General features: G+C 71.6%; 14 protein-coding genes. 12 read left to right on the top strand and 2 right to left on the bottom strand.

What is annotated here, in order from left to right; translation table 11 throughout:
• Positions 1-44 precede the first annotated feature (44 nt).
• The 3 genes from WCE37_RS06955 (at position 45) to zapE (ending at position 3,343) form a co-directional block, all read left to right on the top strand.
• Positions 45-1,472 (top strand): ExeM/NucH family extracellular endonuclease, encoded by a 1,428-nt coding sequence (locus WCE37_RS06955; protein WP_343278715.1) that lies wholly within the window; start codon positions 45-47, stop codon positions 1,470-1,472.
• Between the two features lie 73 nt (positions 1,473-1,545).
• On the top strand, positions 1,546-2,217 hold the full coding sequence (locus tag WCE37_RS06950) for an alpha/beta fold hydrolase (RefSeq protein WP_343278714.1): 672 nt from the start codon (positions 1,546-1,548) through the stop codon (positions 2,215-2,217).
• A complete protein-coding gene (zapE, locus tag WCE37_RS06945) occupies positions 2,210-3,343 on the top strand; it encodes a cell division protein ZapE (protein WP_343278713.1) in 1,134 nt (377 codons plus the stop codon). Before WCE37_RS06950 ends, zapE begins: the two co-directional genes overlap by 8 nt.
• A gap of 153 nt (positions 3,344-3,496) precedes the next feature.
• On the opposite strand, the gene WCE37_RS06940 is transcribed toward zapE, so the two are convergent.
• Complete coding sequence (locus tag WCE37_RS06940) at positions 3,497-5,437, bottom strand: choice-of-anchor X domain-containing protein (protein ID WP_343278712.1); 1,941 nt, start codon at positions 5,435-5,437, stop codon at positions 3,497-3,499.
• Positions 5,438-5,658: 221 nt separating this feature from the next.
• Between WCE37_RS06940 and WCE37_RS06935 the strand changes: the two genes are divergently transcribed.
• From WCE37_RS06935 to WCE37_RS06895, 9 genes are all read left to right on the top strand, one after another.
• Positions 5,659-6,972, top strand: a complete 1,314-nt coding sequence (locus WCE37_RS06935) for an amidohydrolase (protein ID WP_343278711.1) — start codon at positions 5,659-5,661, stop codon at positions 6,970-6,972.
• A 154-nt stretch (positions 6,973-7,126) separates the two neighbouring features.
• Positions 7,127-7,984: an NADPH-dependent 7-cyano-7-deazaguanine reductase QueF gene (gene queF, locus WCE37_RS06930; protein WP_343278710.1), complete on the top strand. Its 858-nt coding sequence runs from the start codon at positions 7,127-7,129 to the stop codon at positions 7,982-7,984.
• 136 nt (positions 7,985-8,120) lie between these two features.
• The gene (locus WCE37_RS06925; RefSeq protein WP_343279166.1) at positions 8,121-8,507 is read left to right on the top strand and encodes a LysM peptidoglycan-binding domain-containing protein; all 387 of its coding nucleotides are present in this window, start codon (positions 8,121-8,123) and stop codon (positions 8,505-8,507) included.
• Entirely contained in the window at positions 8,504-8,992 is a 489-nt protein-coding gene (locus WCE37_RS06920; protein WP_343278709.1) for a hypothetical protein, read from the top strand. Before WCE37_RS06925 ends, WCE37_RS06920 begins: the two co-directional genes overlap by 4 nt.
• Before the next feature lie 180 nt (positions 8,993-9,172).
• Positions 9,173-10,501, top strand: coding sequence for an isocitrate dehydrogenase (NADP(+)) (gene icd, locus WCE37_RS06915; protein ID WP_343278708.1), 1,329 nt, complete (start codon positions 9,173-9,175; stop codon positions 10,499-10,501).
• A gap of 690 nt (positions 10,502-11,191) precedes the next feature.
• Positions 11,192-13,000, top strand: coding sequence for a bifunctional isocitrate dehydrogenase kinase/phosphatase (gene aceK / locus WCE37_RS06910; RefSeq protein ID WP_343278707.1), 1,809 nt, complete (start codon positions 11,192-11,194; stop codon positions 12,998-13,000).
• A 129-nt stretch (positions 13,001-13,129) separates the two neighbouring features.
• Entirely contained in the window at positions 13,130-13,996 is an 867-nt protein-coding gene (locus WCE37_RS06905) for a methyltransferase (protein WP_343279165.1), read from the top strand.
• The gene (locus WCE37_RS06900) at positions 13,997-14,557 is read left to right on the top strand and encodes a pseudouridine synthase (RefSeq protein ID WP_343278706.1); all 561 of its coding nucleotides are present in this window, start codon (positions 13,997-13,999) and stop codon (positions 14,555-14,557) included.
• Between the two features lie 124 nt (positions 14,558-14,681).
• On the top strand, positions 14,682-15,821 hold the full coding sequence (locus tag WCE37_RS06895; protein WP_343278705.1) for a hybrid sensor histidine kinase/response regulator: 1,140 nt from the start codon (positions 14,682-14,684) through the stop codon (positions 15,819-15,821).
• Between the two features lie 35 nt (positions 15,822-15,856).
• On the opposite strand, the gene WCE37_RS06890 is transcribed toward WCE37_RS06895, so the two are convergent.
• A complete protein-coding gene (locus tag WCE37_RS06890; RefSeq protein ID WP_343278704.1) occupies positions 15,857-16,309 on the bottom strand; it encodes a hypothetical protein in 453 nt (150 codons plus the stop codon).
• Positions 16,310-16,412: the final 103 nt, after the last annotated feature.

Raw genomic sequence — 16,412 nt, 5'->3', positions numbered from 1 at the left:
GGCGGCGTTTTCATTTCCGCATCCTGTCTTCGCCCGAGAACGCCATGAGCCACCGCGCGCCCGCACCGTCCGTTCCGTTCCTGCTGCCGGCACTGGCCGCCGCGCTGGCGCTGGCCGGCTGCGTTGCCACGCCCGCCCGCGAGGCACCGCCGGCCGCTGCCGCGGTGGAGCTCGCGGCGCCGCCGGCCGACTGGAACATCCACGACGGCCGCCGCGTGCGCATTACCGCGCCGCTGGTGGTCTCGGGCAACCACCGCATCGGCCGCGACAACACCGTGGTCGCCGCTTTCGGCGAGCGCCTGCAGACGCCGACCGAGGTCGCGCTGCCGGGCGCCGACGCCCACGCGATCGCGGCCGCAAACCGCATGCGCAGCCTTGCCCTGGTGCTGCCCGCGCAGGCTGCCGGCCATCCGCGCACCTGGCGCAGCGGCGGCGTGCTTGAAGCCGCCGAGGGCGACCTCCGGATCGGCAAGGACGGTCCGCGACTGCATCTGCGCGACGTCGAGGTGCTGCAGCCGGCATCGCGTCCGGCGGCACCCACGGTAGCCGGCGAAGTCCGCGTGGCCAGCCTCAACCTGGAAAACCTGTTCAACGGCGACGGCCGCGGCGGCGGCTTCCCCACCGCGCGCGGTGCGCGCACGCCGGAGGACTACCGGGCGCAGCTCGCGCGCCTGGTGGCCACGCTCGGCTCGCTCGATGCCGACGTGGTTGCCCTGCTGGAGCTTGAGAACGACGGCTACGACGCCGATTCCAGCCTCGCCCGGCTGGTCGCCGCGCTGGACCCGGACGGCCTGCGCTGGCGCTTCGTCGATGCCGGCACCGGTCCCGGCGACAATCCGATCCGGGTCGGCATCATCTACCGCGCAGAGCGCGTCGAGGCGATTGGCCGGCCGGCCACGCTCGAGGCCGGTCCCTTCGGCCCGCTCAGCCGTGCGCCGCTGGCCCAGGCCTTCCGCGCCGGCAACGGCCCGGCGTTCGTGGTGGTCGCCAACCACTTCAAGTCCAAGGGCTGCCGCGACGCCGCCGGCGCCGACCTCGACCAGGGCGACGGCCAGGCCTGCTTCAACGCCACCCGTCGCGCATCGGGCACGGCGCTGCGCGCCTGGCTTGCCGGCGACCCGACCGGCAGCGGCAGCGATCTGGTCGCGGTGCTGGGCGACCTCAACGCCTATGCCATGGAAGATCCCGTGCGCGGCTTCATCGATGCCGGCTGGCACGACGCCCTGGCCGCCGCCGATGGCGGACGGCCCTACACCTACGTCTACGACGCCCAGGCCGGCCGCCTCGACCACGCCCTGCTGAGCCCGGCCCTGGGCGGGCGCCTGCAGGACGCCGCCATCTGGCACAGCAATGCCGATGAGGCGCCAAACGTCGTCGATCCGGCCACCAACGACGGCGAAACCAGCACCGCGCCCTGGCGCGCCTCCGACCATGATCCGGTGATCGTGGGGCTGCGGCTGCGTACGCGATAGACCGCGGGCTTCGGCTGCGGACGTGGCAGCGCGACCACCGCCCCCGAACAGCGGGGCGACTATCATTGAGCCCATGAGCGAGCACCTGCCATTTCCCGATGCCTCCGGCCCCCTGACCCTGACCGGCCCCGCCGGCGCGCTTGAGGTGGCTGTAGACCTGCCGGACAACGACGTTGCCCGGCTGCCGGTAACCGCCGTGATCTGCCACCCGCTGCCCACCGAGGGCGGCACCATGCACAACAAGGTGGTGACCATGGCCGCGCGCGCGCTGCGCGAGCTTGGCGTGACCACGGTGCGCTTCAACTTCCGCGGCACCGGTGCCTCGGAGGGCGAATTCGACAAGGGCGACGGCGAGCGCGGCGACCTGCGCGCGGTGGCCGAATGGGTGCGCGCGGCGCGCCCAGGCGACCAGCTCTGGCTGGCCGGCTTCAGCTTCGGCGCCTACGTCAGCCTGGCGATGGCGGCGGAGCTGCAGCCCTCGATGCTGATCTCGATCGCCCCCCCTGCCGGTCGCTGGGACTTCGACAGCATCGCCACCCCGACGATGCCGTGGCTGGTGGTCCAGGGCGAGGCCGATGAAATCGTCGACCCGCAGGCCGTCTTCGACTGGCTCGACCGCCTCAAGGCCGAGCCGGAGCTGGTGCGGATGCCCGACACCAGCCATTTCTTCCACCGCAAGCTCATCGACCTGCGCGGCGCGATCAAGAGCGGCACGCGACGCCACCTGCCGGCAGCCAATGGCTGAAGCAGCGGACGCCGCGCGTCCGTCGCAGGCCTACCGCGAGGGCGTGGCGCGCGGCGACTGGGACGACGACCCCGCCCAGCACGCGCCGCTGGCCGCGCTCGATCGCGTGCATGAGGCCGTGGCCGGCACCCCACGCCGCGGCTGGCTCGCGCGCACCTTCGGCGGCGGCGAGCCTGCGCCGCAGGGCCTGTATCTGTGGGGAGGGGTCGGCCGCGGCAAGACCTTCATGGTCGACCTGTTCTACGCCGGGCTGCCGCTGCCGGTGGCCAAGCTCGATGCCGGCGGAAGCGGCGGCAACGGCAAGCGCCGCACCCACTTCCACCGCTTCATGCGCGCGGTCCATGAGCGCCTGCGCGAACATGCCGGCGAACGCGACCCGCTGGCGGCGATCGTGGCCGAGTGGCGGCGCTCGCTGCGCGTGCTGGTGCTGGACGAGTTCTTCGTCAGCGACATCGGCGACGCCATGCTGCTGGCACGGGTGCTGGATCGCATGTTCGCCGAGGGCATCGTGCTGGTGACGACCTCCAACATCGCACCGTCCGGCCTGTACGCCGACGGCCTGCAGCGCGCGCGCTTCCTGCCGGCGATCGACCTGCTGGAGCGGCACTGCCAGGTCGTCGAGATCATCAGCGACACCGACTATCGGCTGCGCGAGCTGACGCGGTCGCCGGTCTACCGCGCGCCGCTGGATGCCGGGTCCGACGCCTGGCTGGACGCGCGCTGGCATGCGCTTGGCGGCGACGACGCGCATCGCGAAGGGTCGATCGAGCTCGACGGCCGGCGCATCCCCACCCGTGCGCGCTGCCCGGGCATGGCCTGGTTCGACTTCGAGGCGCTGTGCGAGGGCCCGCGCGCGGCCTCGGACTACATCGGGATCGCGAGCGAATTCCACACCGTCCTGCTGGGCAGGGTGCCGGTGATGGCGGCCACGCGCGACGACGCCGCGCGCCGCTTCGTCACCTTCATCGACGAAGCCTACGACCGCAACGTCAAGCTGGTCTGTACCGCCGCGGCCGCGCCGCACGCGCTGTACGGAGGCGAGCGCCTGGCGGGTGCGTTCGAACGCACCGCCTCGCGCCTGATCGAGATGCAGTCCAGCGACTACCTGGCGCAGCACCACCGCTAGCCGCGCGGCCCCCTGCTGAAGGACACCCTCCCCCGCTGGAGGGCCCGTGCCCCTGTGTGAGCGGCGACAGCCGCGATTGCCCTTTGTGGGAGCGGCTACAGCCGCGATAGCGTTTTCAAGGCCACGGCCGCTCCCGGGATGCACGGCCGGTCTTCAGCGTGCGGCGTTCGCGCTCATCGTGGCGTTGCGGCCGGCGTCCCGGTACTGCGCCGGATCGCGCATGCCGGCGGTGTGGCACTGCCCCACCGTGTGGCCGCGGTTGGTGGCGCCCGGCAGCTGGGCGTAGCTGCGTTCGACCGTGCCGTCTTCCGGATCGCCCAGAACCAGGTCGCTGGCGATGTGGCAGTAGTCGTTGGTCCACCAGTTGGTGGTCCGGAACGCCGTCGTGTAGTAGTTGGCCTTGGCACGCGCCCAGGTCGGTACGCCGGCCAGCCACGCCGAAGCCCCGCTGTAGGTCATATTGCTGTTGGACCCGCAGGCGGCGCCGAACCAGTTGCCGATGGTGGCGATGATCCCGGACAGGTTGGTGCCCTGGTAGGGCGTCCCGACCGACTGCATCAGGCGCGCGCCGCTGGCGTTGTCGAGGCCGCTCCAGTAGTAGGCGTACAGGTGCAGCGAGGCCGCCCCGCCCTGGCTGTGCGCGACGGTCCCGAACGAGTTCCACTGTGCGCCGAAATTTCGGATCCGCTGTGCGAACTGGTCGTGGCTGCGGTTCTGGTTGGCGTCGAGGAACGTCGCCGAGTTGGCGAACTGCGACTGCGGCCAGACGCCGGCGGAACAGTAGCCGTGGACCAACACGAGCTTGCTGCCCGTCGCGGTTGCGCCCGGTCCGGCGGCGGCGGGGCGCGGTCCCATGGTCATCGTTTCATCGATGTGGGCGGCGATGGCGCGGTGGATGCGGAGCCGCGGCGTCGACAGCGGCACCCGCGCGGCGGTAGCCAGCGGGATGAAGTGGTCGGGATCCTCGATCCTCAGTTCGCGCAGCTCGAAGGGCGCGCCCGCGCCCGAGCGGCCGATCCAGCGCTCGTCCAGGCCGAGCACGACGCGTCCGTCCACGACCTCGGCCATGCCGCCGATCCATGCCACCGGCAGCTGCGCGCCCTTGCCGCCCTGGCCCCAGACTTCCGCGAACACGCGGTAGTGCCGTCCAGGCGCGGCATCGGCCAGCGGCAGCTGCACCGACAGGCGGCCGGCCGCGCCGGCCACGGCGGTGGCCTCGCCGGCGATCCGCGGACCCGCCGCGATCACCGGAAGCGCGTGTTCGACGGTGCGCACGAAGGACGCGCCCATGCGGTCGTGGCCGCGGACCACGACCTGGGCGATCCAGGTGCCGGTGCTCGTGGGCACGAACGCACCCGCCAGCTGGCCGTCGCGCGCAGCGCCGTCGGCGTGTCGGCCATCGTCGAACATCGGCCGCAGCGACTCGCGGCCGTCGGGGGCGAGGATGCGCAGCTGCGCCGACTGCACGCGACCGGCCTCGTGGCCGAGCCGCGGCGCGGATATGCCGTCGTCGGCGGCAAGCATGGCCAGGATCCGCATCTCTTCGCCGACGACCTGGCGCCGGTGCGCCTGGTGCGATGCCAGCTCGAGGCCATCGGCGCCCTTCAGCAGCACGTAGCCGCGTGCATCCTTGCCCGGCTGCGCCTGCAGGCGCAGGGTCCAGTCGCCGCGCACCAGGCCGTCGAGCCTGAGCACGGTCCCGGCCTGGCCGTCGTGTTCACCGCCCAGCCGTGACGCCCGGGCAGCGTCAGCCAGCGTGGCCGCCGGCATCTCGACGCCGGCCGGCGATACCAGGCGCGGCGACCAGTCGCCGCCACCGGCGAGCAGCATCGCCTCGAGCCGGCCGTCGTGCAGCGGCAGGCGGACCTCGGCGCGCCCGGACGCATCGAACACCACCGGCAGCAGCGCGCTGCGCGACAGGATCGCGGCGCCGGCGGGATCCGGCGCGCGCATCGCCTCGAACTCCGCGGGTGGCCCGGCCAGCTGTTTGGGCAGCAGCGCTGGCCCGGCGTCGGCGGCGAGCGCCGCCCCCGTCCCCCACATGAGCGATGCCCCGAGCATCGCGCGCAGGATTGCGTTCGTCCGCTTGTGCATACGGTTCTCTCCAGGAGTGATGGGCGGATCCCCATCCGCCGCATCCCTTATAGCCCCATGCCGCCGCGGCGAACGCGCACGGCTGCCCATGCCCAGCGTGCGTTTTCCGCGGATCGGTACGGAAGCGACCGGATCCGCTGCCGCGCCGGCCGCTGGCGCGGGCGTCCGGCGCTACTATCGGCACCAGCCCGTCTCGGCACGACTCTCCAGGAGCACCGCCCATGCCATCGCGCCCCGCACTGTCGACGCTTGCCCTTGCCCTGCTGCTGGGCGCCGTCCCGGTCCATGCGCAGGACGCGCAGCGCGCCGAAGTCGCCGCCGCGGCGCAGTCGCTGCAGCAGAAGGTGGTCGACTGGCGCCGCGACATCCACCAGAACCCGGAACTCGGCAACCGCGAGACCCGCACCGCGGCACTGGTCGCGCAGCACCTGCGCGAACTCGGCCTCGAACCGCGGACCGGCATCGCCACCACCGGCGTGACCGCGGTCCTCAAGGGCGGCAAGCCCGGCCCGCGGATCGCGCTGCGCGCCGACATGGACGCGCTGCCGGTGACCGAGGCCACCGGCCTGCCGTTCGCATCGAAGGCGACGACGACCTTCAACGGCCAGACGGTGGGCGTGATGCATGCCTGCGGCCACGACGCCCACACCAGCGTGCTGATGGGCGTGGCCGAAGCGCTGGTGGCGATGCGCGATGAACTGCCGGGCGAAGTGCTCTTCGTCTTCCAGCCGGCCGAGGAAGGCCCGCCGGACGGCGAGGAGGGCGGCGCCGAGGAGATGCTGGCCCAGGGGATCTTCCGCGACTTCAAGCCCGAGGCGGTGTTCGGCCTGCACGTGTTCTCGACCCTCAACGCCGGCGAGATCGGCGTGCGCAGCGGGCCGACGATGGCGGCATCCGACCGTTTCAACATCGTGGTCAAGGGCCGGCAGACGCATGGCTCGCGCCCCTGGGGCGGCGTCGACCCGATCGTGGCCGCGGCCGACATCATCGGCACCGCGCAGACCGTGGTCAGCCGCCGCCAGGACATCTCGAAGCAGCCGGTGGTGCTGAGCTTCGGCGCGATCCACGGCGGCGTGCGCTTCAACATCATTCCCGACCAGGTGGAGCTGGTGGGCACCATCCGCACCTTTGACGACGGCATGCGCGAGGCGGTGTTCGCCGACCTGGCCAACGTCTCCGAGAAGGTCGCGGCCGCGCACGGCGCCACGGTCGAGGCCAAGGTGCCCGACACCGCCGGCACCCCTGTCACCGCCAACGACCCGGCCCTGACCGCGCGCATGCGGCCCAGCCTCGAGAAGGTGGCGGGCGAGGGCAAGCTGATCGACATGCCGCTGAACATGGGCGCCGAGGATTTCTCGTACTACGCGCGCGAGGTGCCGGCGGTGTTCTTCTTCGTCGGGGCCACGCCCGCGGGGCGGGACCCGGCGACGGCGCCAAGCAACCATTCGCCGGAGTTCTTCCTCGACGAGTCCGCGCTCGATGTCGGCCTGCGCGCGATGCTGCAGCTCACGCTGGACTATCTGCACGGCGAATGAGCAGCTGACGCCGAAGGCCGGTGCCGCCATGGTTCCTGTGGGAGCCATGGCCGCGATGGCTTCCTGTGGGAGCGGCCATGGCCGCGATCGCCGCGACAGCGGCCCTCGATCACGGGTGAAACAGCGGCTGTTGCCTGCAGGCGATAATGCCGCCATGACCAGCGAACTCCCCCTCGGCCGCGAGGTTGCCTACCCGCGCGCCTACGACCCGGCCCTGCTGTTCCCGATCGCGCGCGACCAGGGGCGCGAGGCGCTCGGCATCGCCGCCGGGGCCCTGCCATTCAGCGGCCACGACCGCTGGCACGCCTATGAACTTTCCTGGCTGGACACGCGCGGCAAGCCGGCCGTGGCCACCGCCACCTTCCTGGTGCCCGCGGACTCGCCGCGGCTGATCGAGTCGAAGTCGCTCAAGCTCTATCTCAACTCGTTCAACTCCACGCGCTTCGCCGACCGTGACGAAGTCCAGGCCCGGATCAGCGCCGATCTGTCGGCCGCGGCGGGCGCCACCGTCGTGGTCGGGTTCGGGCTGCCGCCGGTGGATGCCGGCGCGGGCACCTACGCCCAGGCGGCGGCATCCGCGACCGGGCGGGACACGCCGACGGCGGTATCGATCGATGACATCGAGATCGACTGCGACGAATACGACGTCCCCAACCCCGCGCTGCTGGCGGCCGACGCCGGCGAGATGGTGAACGAGGTGCTGCACTCGGCACTGCTGAAATCCAACTGCCCGGTCACCGGCCAGCCGGACTGGGCCAGCCTGCGCCTGGCCTACCGCGGCCCGCGCATCGACCGCGCCGGGCTGCTGCGCTACCTGGTGTCGTTCCGCGAGCACGCAGGCTTCCACGAACAGTGCGTGGAGCAGGTCTTCGTCGACGTCATGGCGCGCTGCCGGCCGGAAGTGCTGTCGGTGGAGGCGCGCTACACGCGTCGCGGCGGGCTCGACATCAATCCCTGGCGGGCCACGCCGGGAACTCCGCAGCCCGCCGCCGGGCGCGACCCGAGGCAATAGCCGGCCCGCGACAGCGCGGGACCTCCACGCCGGCACGATGTTTCCTTAACAGCCGGCCGGTGTATATCTGTCGGCGCTTCACGCGGCGCAGGAGGCCCGAATGAACAATCCCCAGAACCCGAACGACCCCGGTTCGCTGTCGCTCAAACCCGGCGCCAACGCGTCCGGTACGCCGGCGAAAAGCGGCACCGGCAAGCCGGATTTCAGCAACGTCCGCAGCGGCGTCAGCAGCACCGAGGCCCCGGCGGAGGGCCGCCCCGACTTCAGCAACGTGCAATCTTCGGTCAGCTCGACCGAAGCCGTCATCGGCGACACGCAGTACACGGTGCGGGAGGGCGACACCCTTTCCCACATCGCCAGGGCCCAGTACGGCAAGGCCAGCGAGTGGCGGCGCATCTTCGATGCCAACCGCGACACGCTGGACGATCCCGATCGGATCCAGCCGGGCCAGACGCTGAAGATCCCCGCCGCGGCCCGCGAAGACGACGGCACCACGACCAGCCCCCACGGAGACAAACAATGACCCGACACCCGATGACCACCGCGCTGGCCGCGGCACTGCTGGGCAGCCTGGCCCTGGCCGGCTGCAAGAAGGACGAGCCCGTGGCGCCGCCACCGCCGATGTCCACGCCCGCGCCCGCCGCCACCCCGGCCGCGGCGCCCGCACCGCGGGTGAGCGTGACCTCGGTCGATCTCGGCACGGAGATCGACGGCGCCAACCGCATCGCCAGCCCGACGACGACCTTCACCCCCACCGACACCATCCACGCCTCGGTGGCCACGGCCTCGTCGGACCCGTCGGTGCCGCAGAACGGCCAGCTGACCGCGCGCTGGACCTATGAGGGCGACCAGCTGGTGGACGAGACCAGCCGTGACTTCAGTTTCACCGGCACCGGCCAGTCCGCCTTCAAGATCAGCAAACCCGACGGCTGGCCGACGGGCAACTATCGCGTCGAGATCCTGCACGACGGCGAAGTGGTGCAGACGCGGGACTTCGAGATCCGCTGAGTCCCCCGGGCGGCGACGAGGCGCGGCCTTCCGGGGCCGCGCCTTTTTCATGCCGCCGCCGGGACCCGGCGCGTCCCGCCGCGCGACGCGCCGCCTTTGCCCGGACCGTCGCGAAGCGCGACAATGACCGTCCGAATTCGCCGCGCGCGCTCCGCAGCGCGGCCTCCCTGGAGGAACCCGATGGCAGACTTCACCCCGGCCGTGCCGGCAGGCGGCAGCCCGATCACCAAGACCGCGAAGGGACTCAGCGTCCCCGACCGCCCGATCATTCCCTTCATCGAGGGTGACGGCACCGGGCCGGACATCTGGAACGCCAGCGTGCGCGTGCTCGACGCCGCGGTCGAGAAGGCCTACGGCGGCAAGCGCAAGCTGGAATGGATGGAAGTGCTGGCCGGCGAGAAGGCCTTCAACCAGACCGGCGAATGGCTGCCGGAGTCCTCGGTCGAAGCCTGCCGCGAGTACCTGGTGAGCATCAAGGGCCCCCTGACCACGCCGGTCGGCGGCGGCATCCGCTCGCTCAACGTCGCGCTGCGGCAGATGCTCGACCTCTATGTCTGCCTGCGCCCGGTGCGCTGGTTCGAGGGCGTGCCCTCGCCGGTGAAGAAGCCGGGCGACGTCGACATGGTGATCTTCCGCGAGAACACCGAGGACATCTACGCCGGCATCGAGTTCGAGCCCGGCTCGGCCGACGCGCAGAAGATGCTCGACTTCCTGCAGAAGGAATTCCCGAAGGGCTTCGACAAGATCCGCTTCGGCACCGCCGACAAGGCCAATGCCTGGAACGACCAGCTGTCCGCGGTCGGCCAGCCGGCGACCGACGCCACGGTCAACGTCGGCATCGGCATCAAGCCGGTCAGCTGGCAGGGCACCGAGCGCCTGGTGAAGTCGGCGATCGAGTACGCGATCGCCAACGGCCGCAAGTCGGTGACGCTGGTGCACAAGGGCAACATCATGAAGTTCACCGAGGGCGCGTTCCGCGACTTCGGCTACAAGGTCGCGCGCGAGCAGTTCGGCGCGGTCGAGCTCGATGGCGGCCCCTGGCACGTGATCCCCGAAGGCAAGCCGGGCGCGGGCATCATCATCAAGGACGCGATCGCCGATGCCTTCCTGCAGCAGATCCTGCTGCGCCCGCGCGAGTACGACGTCTCGGCCACGCTCAACCTCAACGGCGACTACCTGTCCGACGCGCTGGCCGCGCAGGTCGGCGGCATCGGCATCGCGCCGGGCGCCAACATCAACTACGTGACCGGACATGCGGTGTTCGAGGCCACCCACGGCACGGCGCCCAAGTACGCCGGCCTGGACAAGGTCAACCCGGGTTCGGTGATCCTGTCGGGCGAGATGATGCTGCGCTACATGGGCTGGACCGAAGCGGCCGACGCGATCATCAAGGCGATGGACGGCGCGATCGGCTCCAAGCGCGTCACCTACGACTTCGCCCGCCTGATGGACGGCGCGACCGAGGTGAAGTGCAGCGAGTTCGCGGACGAGATCATCAAGCACCTCTGACGACACCTCCCCACACGCTTCATTGTTCTCCTGCAATGCCCGCGACGCCCGTCGCGGGCATTGTCCGTTTCGGGGCCTCGCCTCTGGGTTCTTCTCCGGATTGAGGGGGAGGCGTATGGCCGGCCCGACGGGGTGGGCTGGTCCTCGACATTTCGGGGCTGACGTGACAGTGGGAGCGCGTTGTCAGGTCTGGAGCTGCTCCGTTCCGGTGCGCGCTGCCCGTCCCGTGCACAGGGGGTGTGCTCCCCCGGCCTGTCCGCGTCCTGCTCCCAAGGCCGGCCGCCGGCCATCCATGGCCGGCTGTACGCACACCCCCTGTGCGCGGGACGGGCCGTGGAGTTTCTTGGCTTCGGGACGGAGATCAGGAGCGGGCGCGCTCGCGCTCGTAGGGGTCGCCTTGGCGTGGCTGTGCCGCTTGATCCGGTGACGACCGCCCGGTTGCGACGTCTGCGTCGAAGTTGCCTCCGTCCACCACCGCGCAAAAGGTCCGGGCCCGCCGTGGATGCAGGGGGGATGCCCAGAGCCGGCCATGGATGGCCGGCGGCCGGAACTGGGAGCAGGATGCGCATATTCCGGCTGGGCATCCCCCCTGCCTCCACGGCGGGCAGCGCGCACCCTCCCAGGCATCCGCGGAGTACGCGCGCCCCTCGGAGGGGGCGATCAGACCGTCTCCTGGGCCACACTCGTGCCATGGCCCCTGCAGCAAGCGATCCGCTGGTGCCGCGCGCGGCCGCGCTGGTGCTGGATGCGTTCGAGGATTACGACGCGCGCTTCGGCGACCTGACGCGGCGGGCGCGGAGGCGCTTCATCCGTCGCGACTGGCGCGGAGCGCAGGCGGACGCGCTGGCGCGCATCGAGCTGCAGGAGGACTTCCTTCCAGAGGCGCTGGGGCGGTTCGAGGCGCTGGTGGGCGAGCGCATGCGCTCGCGACCGTTCTGGGCGGCGGTGCGCGGGACGTACGAGGCGCTGACGGAGGGCCGCAGTGACGCGGCGATGGCGCGCACCCTGTTCAATTCGATGTCGCGCCGGTTTTTCCTCACCGAAGGCGTCGCGCAGGCGCTGGAGTTCCACCAGCCGGGCGACGGCGCTGCCGGCGACCCGGACTGTCCCGGCGAGCTGCATTCGCTGCCCGACGGCGCGGACGCCTGCGAGCGCTGGCAGAACGCGCTGCGCGCGCGGGGCTTTCCGCATCGCGATATCGACGCCGACGCCCGCGCCATCGCGGATGCCGTGGCATCGCGCCTGCCGCTGCGCGGCGCGGACGTTGCCGACACCGCCGCGCGCTGCCCAGACGATCCCCGCGGCCCGGACATCGCCCTGCTGGACACCGTCTTCTACCGCGAGCGCCGCGCCTACCTGGTCGGCCGCGTCGAGGCCGCCGACGGGCCGCGGCCGCTGGTGGTGGCGCTGGTGAACGGGGCCGAGGGCGTGCGCGCCGATGCGGTCCTGGTCGAACGCGCGCAGGTCTCGATGCTGTTCGGCTACGCACGCAGCTGGTTCCACGCCGACCTGGCGCGCGTCGGCGATGCCGTCGCCTTCCTGCATGCGCTGCTGCCGGCCAAGCCGGTGTCGGAGCTGTACTCGGTGCTCGGCCGCGCCAAGCAGGGCAAGACCGAGCGCTATCGCGAGATCCGGCGCCACTTCGCCGCGCGGCCGGACGAGCAGCTGGTGCGCGCCGACGGCGTGCGCGGCATGGTCATGGCGGTGTTCACCCCACGCGACCTGCCGGTGGTGTTCAAGGTCATCCGCGACCGCTTCGCCGAGCCCAAGGACAGCGTGCGCGCCGACATCGAGGCCAAGTACCGGCTGGTCGCGCGCCGCGACCGCGTCGGCCGCCTGGTCGATGCGCAGGAGTTCCGCCGCCTGCGCTTCCCGCGCGCGGCCTTCGCGCCGGACATGCTCGAGGAGCTGCTGACGCAGTGCGCCGAAACCGTCAGCGCCGAGCGCGACGTGGTGCTGCTGCGGCACTGCTACGCCGAGCGCCGGCTGCGGCCGCTGGACCTGTTCGCGCGCGAAATGCCGGAGGCCGAGGCGCGGCGGGCGGTGATCGACTACGGCCAGGCGATCACCGACCTGGCGCGCAGCGGCATCTTCCCCGGCGACCTGCTGCTGAAGAACTTCGGTGTCTCGCGCCACGGCCGCGCGCTGTTCTATGACTTCGACGAGCTCTGCCTGCTGGAAGAGGTCAATTTCCGCGACGTGCCCGAAGTGCGCGAGGAAGACGAAACCCGGCCGCTGGAAGACTGGCTGTACGCGCGGCCGGACGACGTGTTCCCTGCGCTGTTCCCGAACTTCCTCGGGCTGCCGCCGCCGCTGCGGCAGGCCCTGCTCGAGGCGCATCCGGGGATTTTCGAGGCCGGCTGGTGGCGCGGCATCCAGGGGCAGCTGCGCGGCGGCGGTTATCTCGACGTGCCGCCGTATCCGCCATCGGCACGGCTGCCAGGCCCCGACCCCGGCGGAACAGCGACAGCGACAGCGCGCTCGGGCACAGCGCAGTGAGGCCGCGGCCGAAGCTGCCGGCAGCTGACCGCGGCCGAGGCACCGAGCGGGGGCGGCCTCCGGTACCGGCGCGGGCTGGACGACTTTGCGGGTAGGCTTGCAGCCCGGTCCACAGGAAACACCGCCATGATCCGACGCCTGCCTTTCGCCGTATTGCCGCTGATGCTCGCTGCCTGCGCCGGAGCACCCGCCGCGGGAGGCGATGCCGCCGCTCCTGCCGCCGTGCCGCCGCCTGCCACCGGGATGTCGATGCGCGCGCCCGACCCGCTGCTCGACCAGGCCCTGGCCGGCGCCTGGCGCTCGCCCGAAAACGTGGCCCGCGACCAGTACCGCCATCCGCGCGACACCCTGTCCTTCTTCGGCATCGAGACCGGCCAGACCGTGGTCGAGGTCACCCCCGGCGGCGGCTGGTACGCCGAGATCCTCGCGCCCTGGCTGCGCGCCGGCTACGTCGCCGCGGTCGTCGACCCCGCGGTCCTGCCCGAAGCCCGCCGCGACTACTCCGCGCGCTCCAGGGCCGGCCTGGAAGCGATGTTCGCCTCGGCCCCGGCGCAGTACGGCGATGCCCGCATCGTCGCCTACGATCCCGCGGCACCGGTGCTTGGCCCGGCGAATTCGGCCGACGCCGTGCTGACCTTCCGCAACGTGCACAACTGGCGCTCCTCGGGCCAGGCCGAGGGCATGTTCAAGGGCTTCTTCGACGTGCTCAAGCCGGGCGGCGTGCTGGGCGTGGTCGAACACCGCGCCGCCGGCGACGTGGCCGACGACGACAAGTCCGGCTACGTCGGCCAGGACCAGGTGATCGCGCTCGCGACCGCCGCCGGCTTCCGCCTCGATGAAGCCAGCGAGATCAACGCCAACCCGCGCGACACCCGCGACCATCCCAATGGCGTCTGGACCCTGCCGCCCGGCAACAACCACGACGCCGAGGACCGCCAGCAGTACCAGGCCATCGGCGAAAGCGACCGCATGACGCTGCGCTTCATCAAGCCCTGAGTGCTGGTCGCGTTCAACAAGCCGCACGGCGTGCTCTGCCAGTTCACCGACAGGAGCACGCCGCCGCGCCCGACCCTGGCCGGCTTCGGCCTGCCGCCCGGGGTGTATCCCGCCGGCAGGCTCGACCACGACAGCGAAGGCCTGCTGCTGCTGACCGATGACGGCGCGCTTGCCCACCGCATCACCGACCCGCGCTACCGGCTGGCCAAAACCTACCTGGCGCAGGTCGAGGGCGAGCCGGCACCGGAGCAGCTGGTCCGGCTGGCCGCCGGCGTCACGCTGCGCGACGGGCCAACGCGTCCGGCCCGCGCGCGCCTCGTGGATCCGGCGCCCGCACTGTGGCCACGCGATCCACCGGTGCGGGTCCGCCTGACCGTCGCCGACGCCTGGATCGAACTGGTCATCAGCGAAGGCCGCAACCGGCAGGTGCGGCGGATGACGGCGGCGGTCGGGCTGCCGACGCTGCGCCTGGTGCGGGTGGCGATCGGTGCCACCCGGCTTGATGGCCTCGCCCCCGGGCACTGGCGCGAACTCGGGAACGCCACGCCGTTTTCTTCCTGAACCGTTCAGCCGCAATCCGCTGCGCAGGCAGGCATTGCGATGGCGGCAGCTCGGTTGCGGGATCTTTCTGCTACCGTCGACGAAGGCGCGCGACATCCGTCACGCGCAGCGGTGGAACAGCGTCATGAAGGCAAGCACGATCCATGGCCGGGTACTCGTCGTCGACGACCAGCCGGCCAACCTGCGCGTTGTGAGCGCACTTCTCGAACGCCAGGGATACCACGTGGCCGTCGCCGAAAGCGGCGAGGCAGCGCTCGCCGCCGCCGAGGAACAGCGGCCGGACCTGATGCTGCTGGACATGATGATGCCGGGCATGGACGGCTTCGGCGTGATGGAGGAAATCCGCCTGCGCGCGCTGCTGCCACGGGTGCCGGTGGTCTTCCTGACCGCCGCCCAGGACCGCAGCCTGCTGTTGCGCGCCTTCGAGGCGGGGGCTGTGGATTACGTGGTCAAGCCCTTCATCCCCGAGGAACTGCTGGCCCGGGTCAACGCGCACGTCGGCCTGAAGCTCGCGCGCGATCGTCTGGAGCATGTAGCGCGCGAACGCCAGGAGCTGGTCAACCTGGTCGCCCATGACCTGAAGAATCCGCTCAGCAGCGTGGTCTTCGCCAGCGACATCCTGGCCTCGGGCACGCTGCGCCCCGAGCGCGTCCCGCGCTATCTGGAAGTGATCCGGGAAAGCGCCGAAGACGGCCTTGGCTACATCCGCCGCTACCTGGAAACCCAGGCCAGCGCCCGGGTGGCTACCAGCAACTCCGACGCCCGGGTGGGACTGGCCGAAGTGGTGGACTGGATCGTCCGCCGCTACGGCATGCAGCTGGAGGACAGCGGCTGTCGCCTGGTGGTGGGCGAAGTCGGACCTGCCGTGGTGGCGATGGATGCGCTGGTGCTGCGCCAGGTCGCGGGCAACCTGATCAGCAACGCGATGAAATATGCCCCGGGGAGCGATGTCGACATCCACGTCGCTTCCGGCGTGACCGGGTTCTGGAAGCTCTGCGTTTCCGACCGCGGCCCGGGCGTCCCGAAGCACCGCCAGCGCGAACTGTTCACCCCGTTCACACGGCTGACGGACGATGACCCCGCGCGCGCCGGCACATCCAGCGGACTGGGCCTGTCACTCGCAAGGCAGATCGTGGCCAACGCCGGTGGCCAGCTCTGGTACGAAGACCGCGACGGCGGAGGCTCCTGCTTCGTGGTCGAACTGCCCGAGGCGCCGAGCGTGCTGGCTTCGCCCCGTTCCGCGGTGGCGGGCTCCCCGGCCTGACCTGATCGATCGACCGGGGCGGGGTCCCTCCGGTTCTAGCGCTCGTCCTGCAGGGACGTTTCGCGCGACGTCGCGGCGTCGACTTCAACGCCCAGGTCGCCGGGCTCCAGCGCATCCCTGATCTGCTGCGGACGCCGCATCGCGGCCTGCTCGGCGGCCTTGCGGCGGTGCCGGAGCACGGCATAGGTCGCCGCGCCGATGCCGATCGCGGCCGCGGTCAGCGCCACCGGATGGCGACGGGCGACGATTCCGGCCGCACGCGCGCCGGTGCGCGCCGCGCCCAGCGCCACGCCGGCCTGGAGCCATTTGCCGGCGCCCTGCTGCATGCCGCTCAGCCAGGTGCCTGCATCGTGTGGAGCACCCTGGAGCCATTTGCCGGCACCGTCGGGCACGGCCTGGCGAAAGCCGTCGCCGAGGCGCCCGGCCAGGTCCATGGCCTTGTCGGGAATGGCGTTGCGGACGTCGCGGATGATGGTGCGCTTGCGCATGCGGATTTCCTCTGGATTGCACCGGCGCATGGCGCCGGGACGGGAATGGATGACGGGACCGAGTCTGGCCCGTGCTTCGTGGTGCCGGCGTGATCCGGACGAA

The organism is Luteimonas sp. MJ250 (assembly GCF_039548455.1).
In the GTDB taxonomy this organism is placed as follows: domain Bacteria; phylum Pseudomonadota; class Gammaproteobacteria; order Xanthomonadales; family Xanthomonadaceae; genus Luteimonas.
This window is presented reverse-complemented; position numbering and strand designations above follow the sequence as displayed.

Bases quoted from the DNA above. Each gene is read 5' to 3' on its own strand.
- queF (WP_343278710.1), top strand. From the start codon at position 7,127: ATGACCAGCGAACTCCCCCTCGGCCGCGAGGTTGCCTACCCGCGCGCC.
- WCE37_RS06940 (WP_343278712.1), bottom strand. From the start codon at position 5,437: ATGCACAAGCGGACGAACGCAATCCTGCGCGCGATGCTCGGGGCATCG.
- WCE37_RS06950 (WP_343278714.1), top strand. From the start codon at position 1,546: ATGAGCGAGCACCTGCCATTTCCCGATGCCTCCGGCCCCCTGACCCTG.
- WCE37_RS06955 (WP_343278715.1), top strand. From the start codon at position 45: ATGAGCCACCGCGCGCCCGCACCGTCCGTTCCGTTCCTGCTGCCGGCA.
- aceK (WP_343278707.1), top strand. From the start codon at position 11,192: ATGGCCCCTGCAGCAAGCGATCCGCTGGTGCCGCGCGCGGCCGCGCTG.
- WCE37_RS06895 (WP_343278705.1), top strand. From the start codon at position 14,682: ATGAAGGCAAGCACGATCCATGGCCGGGTACTCGTCGTCGACGACCAG.
- WCE37_RS06890 (WP_343278704.1), bottom strand. From the start codon at position 16,309: ATGCGCAAGCGCACCATCATCCGCGACGTCCGCAACGCCATTCCCGAC.
- WCE37_RS06935 (WP_343278711.1), top strand. From the start codon at position 5,659: ATGCCATCGCGCCCCGCACTGTCGACGCTTGCCCTTGCCCTGCTGCTG.
- WCE37_RS06920 (WP_343278709.1), top strand. From the start codon at position 8,504: ATGACCCGACACCCGATGACCACCGCGCTGGCCGCGGCACTGCTGGGC.
- icd (WP_343278708.1), top strand. From the start codon at position 9,173: ATGGCAGACTTCACCCCGGCCGTGCCGGCAGGCGGCAGCCCGATCACC.
- zapE (WP_343278713.1), top strand. From the start codon at position 2,210: ATGGCTGAAGCAGCGGACGCCGCGCGTCCGTCGCAGGCCTACCGCGAG.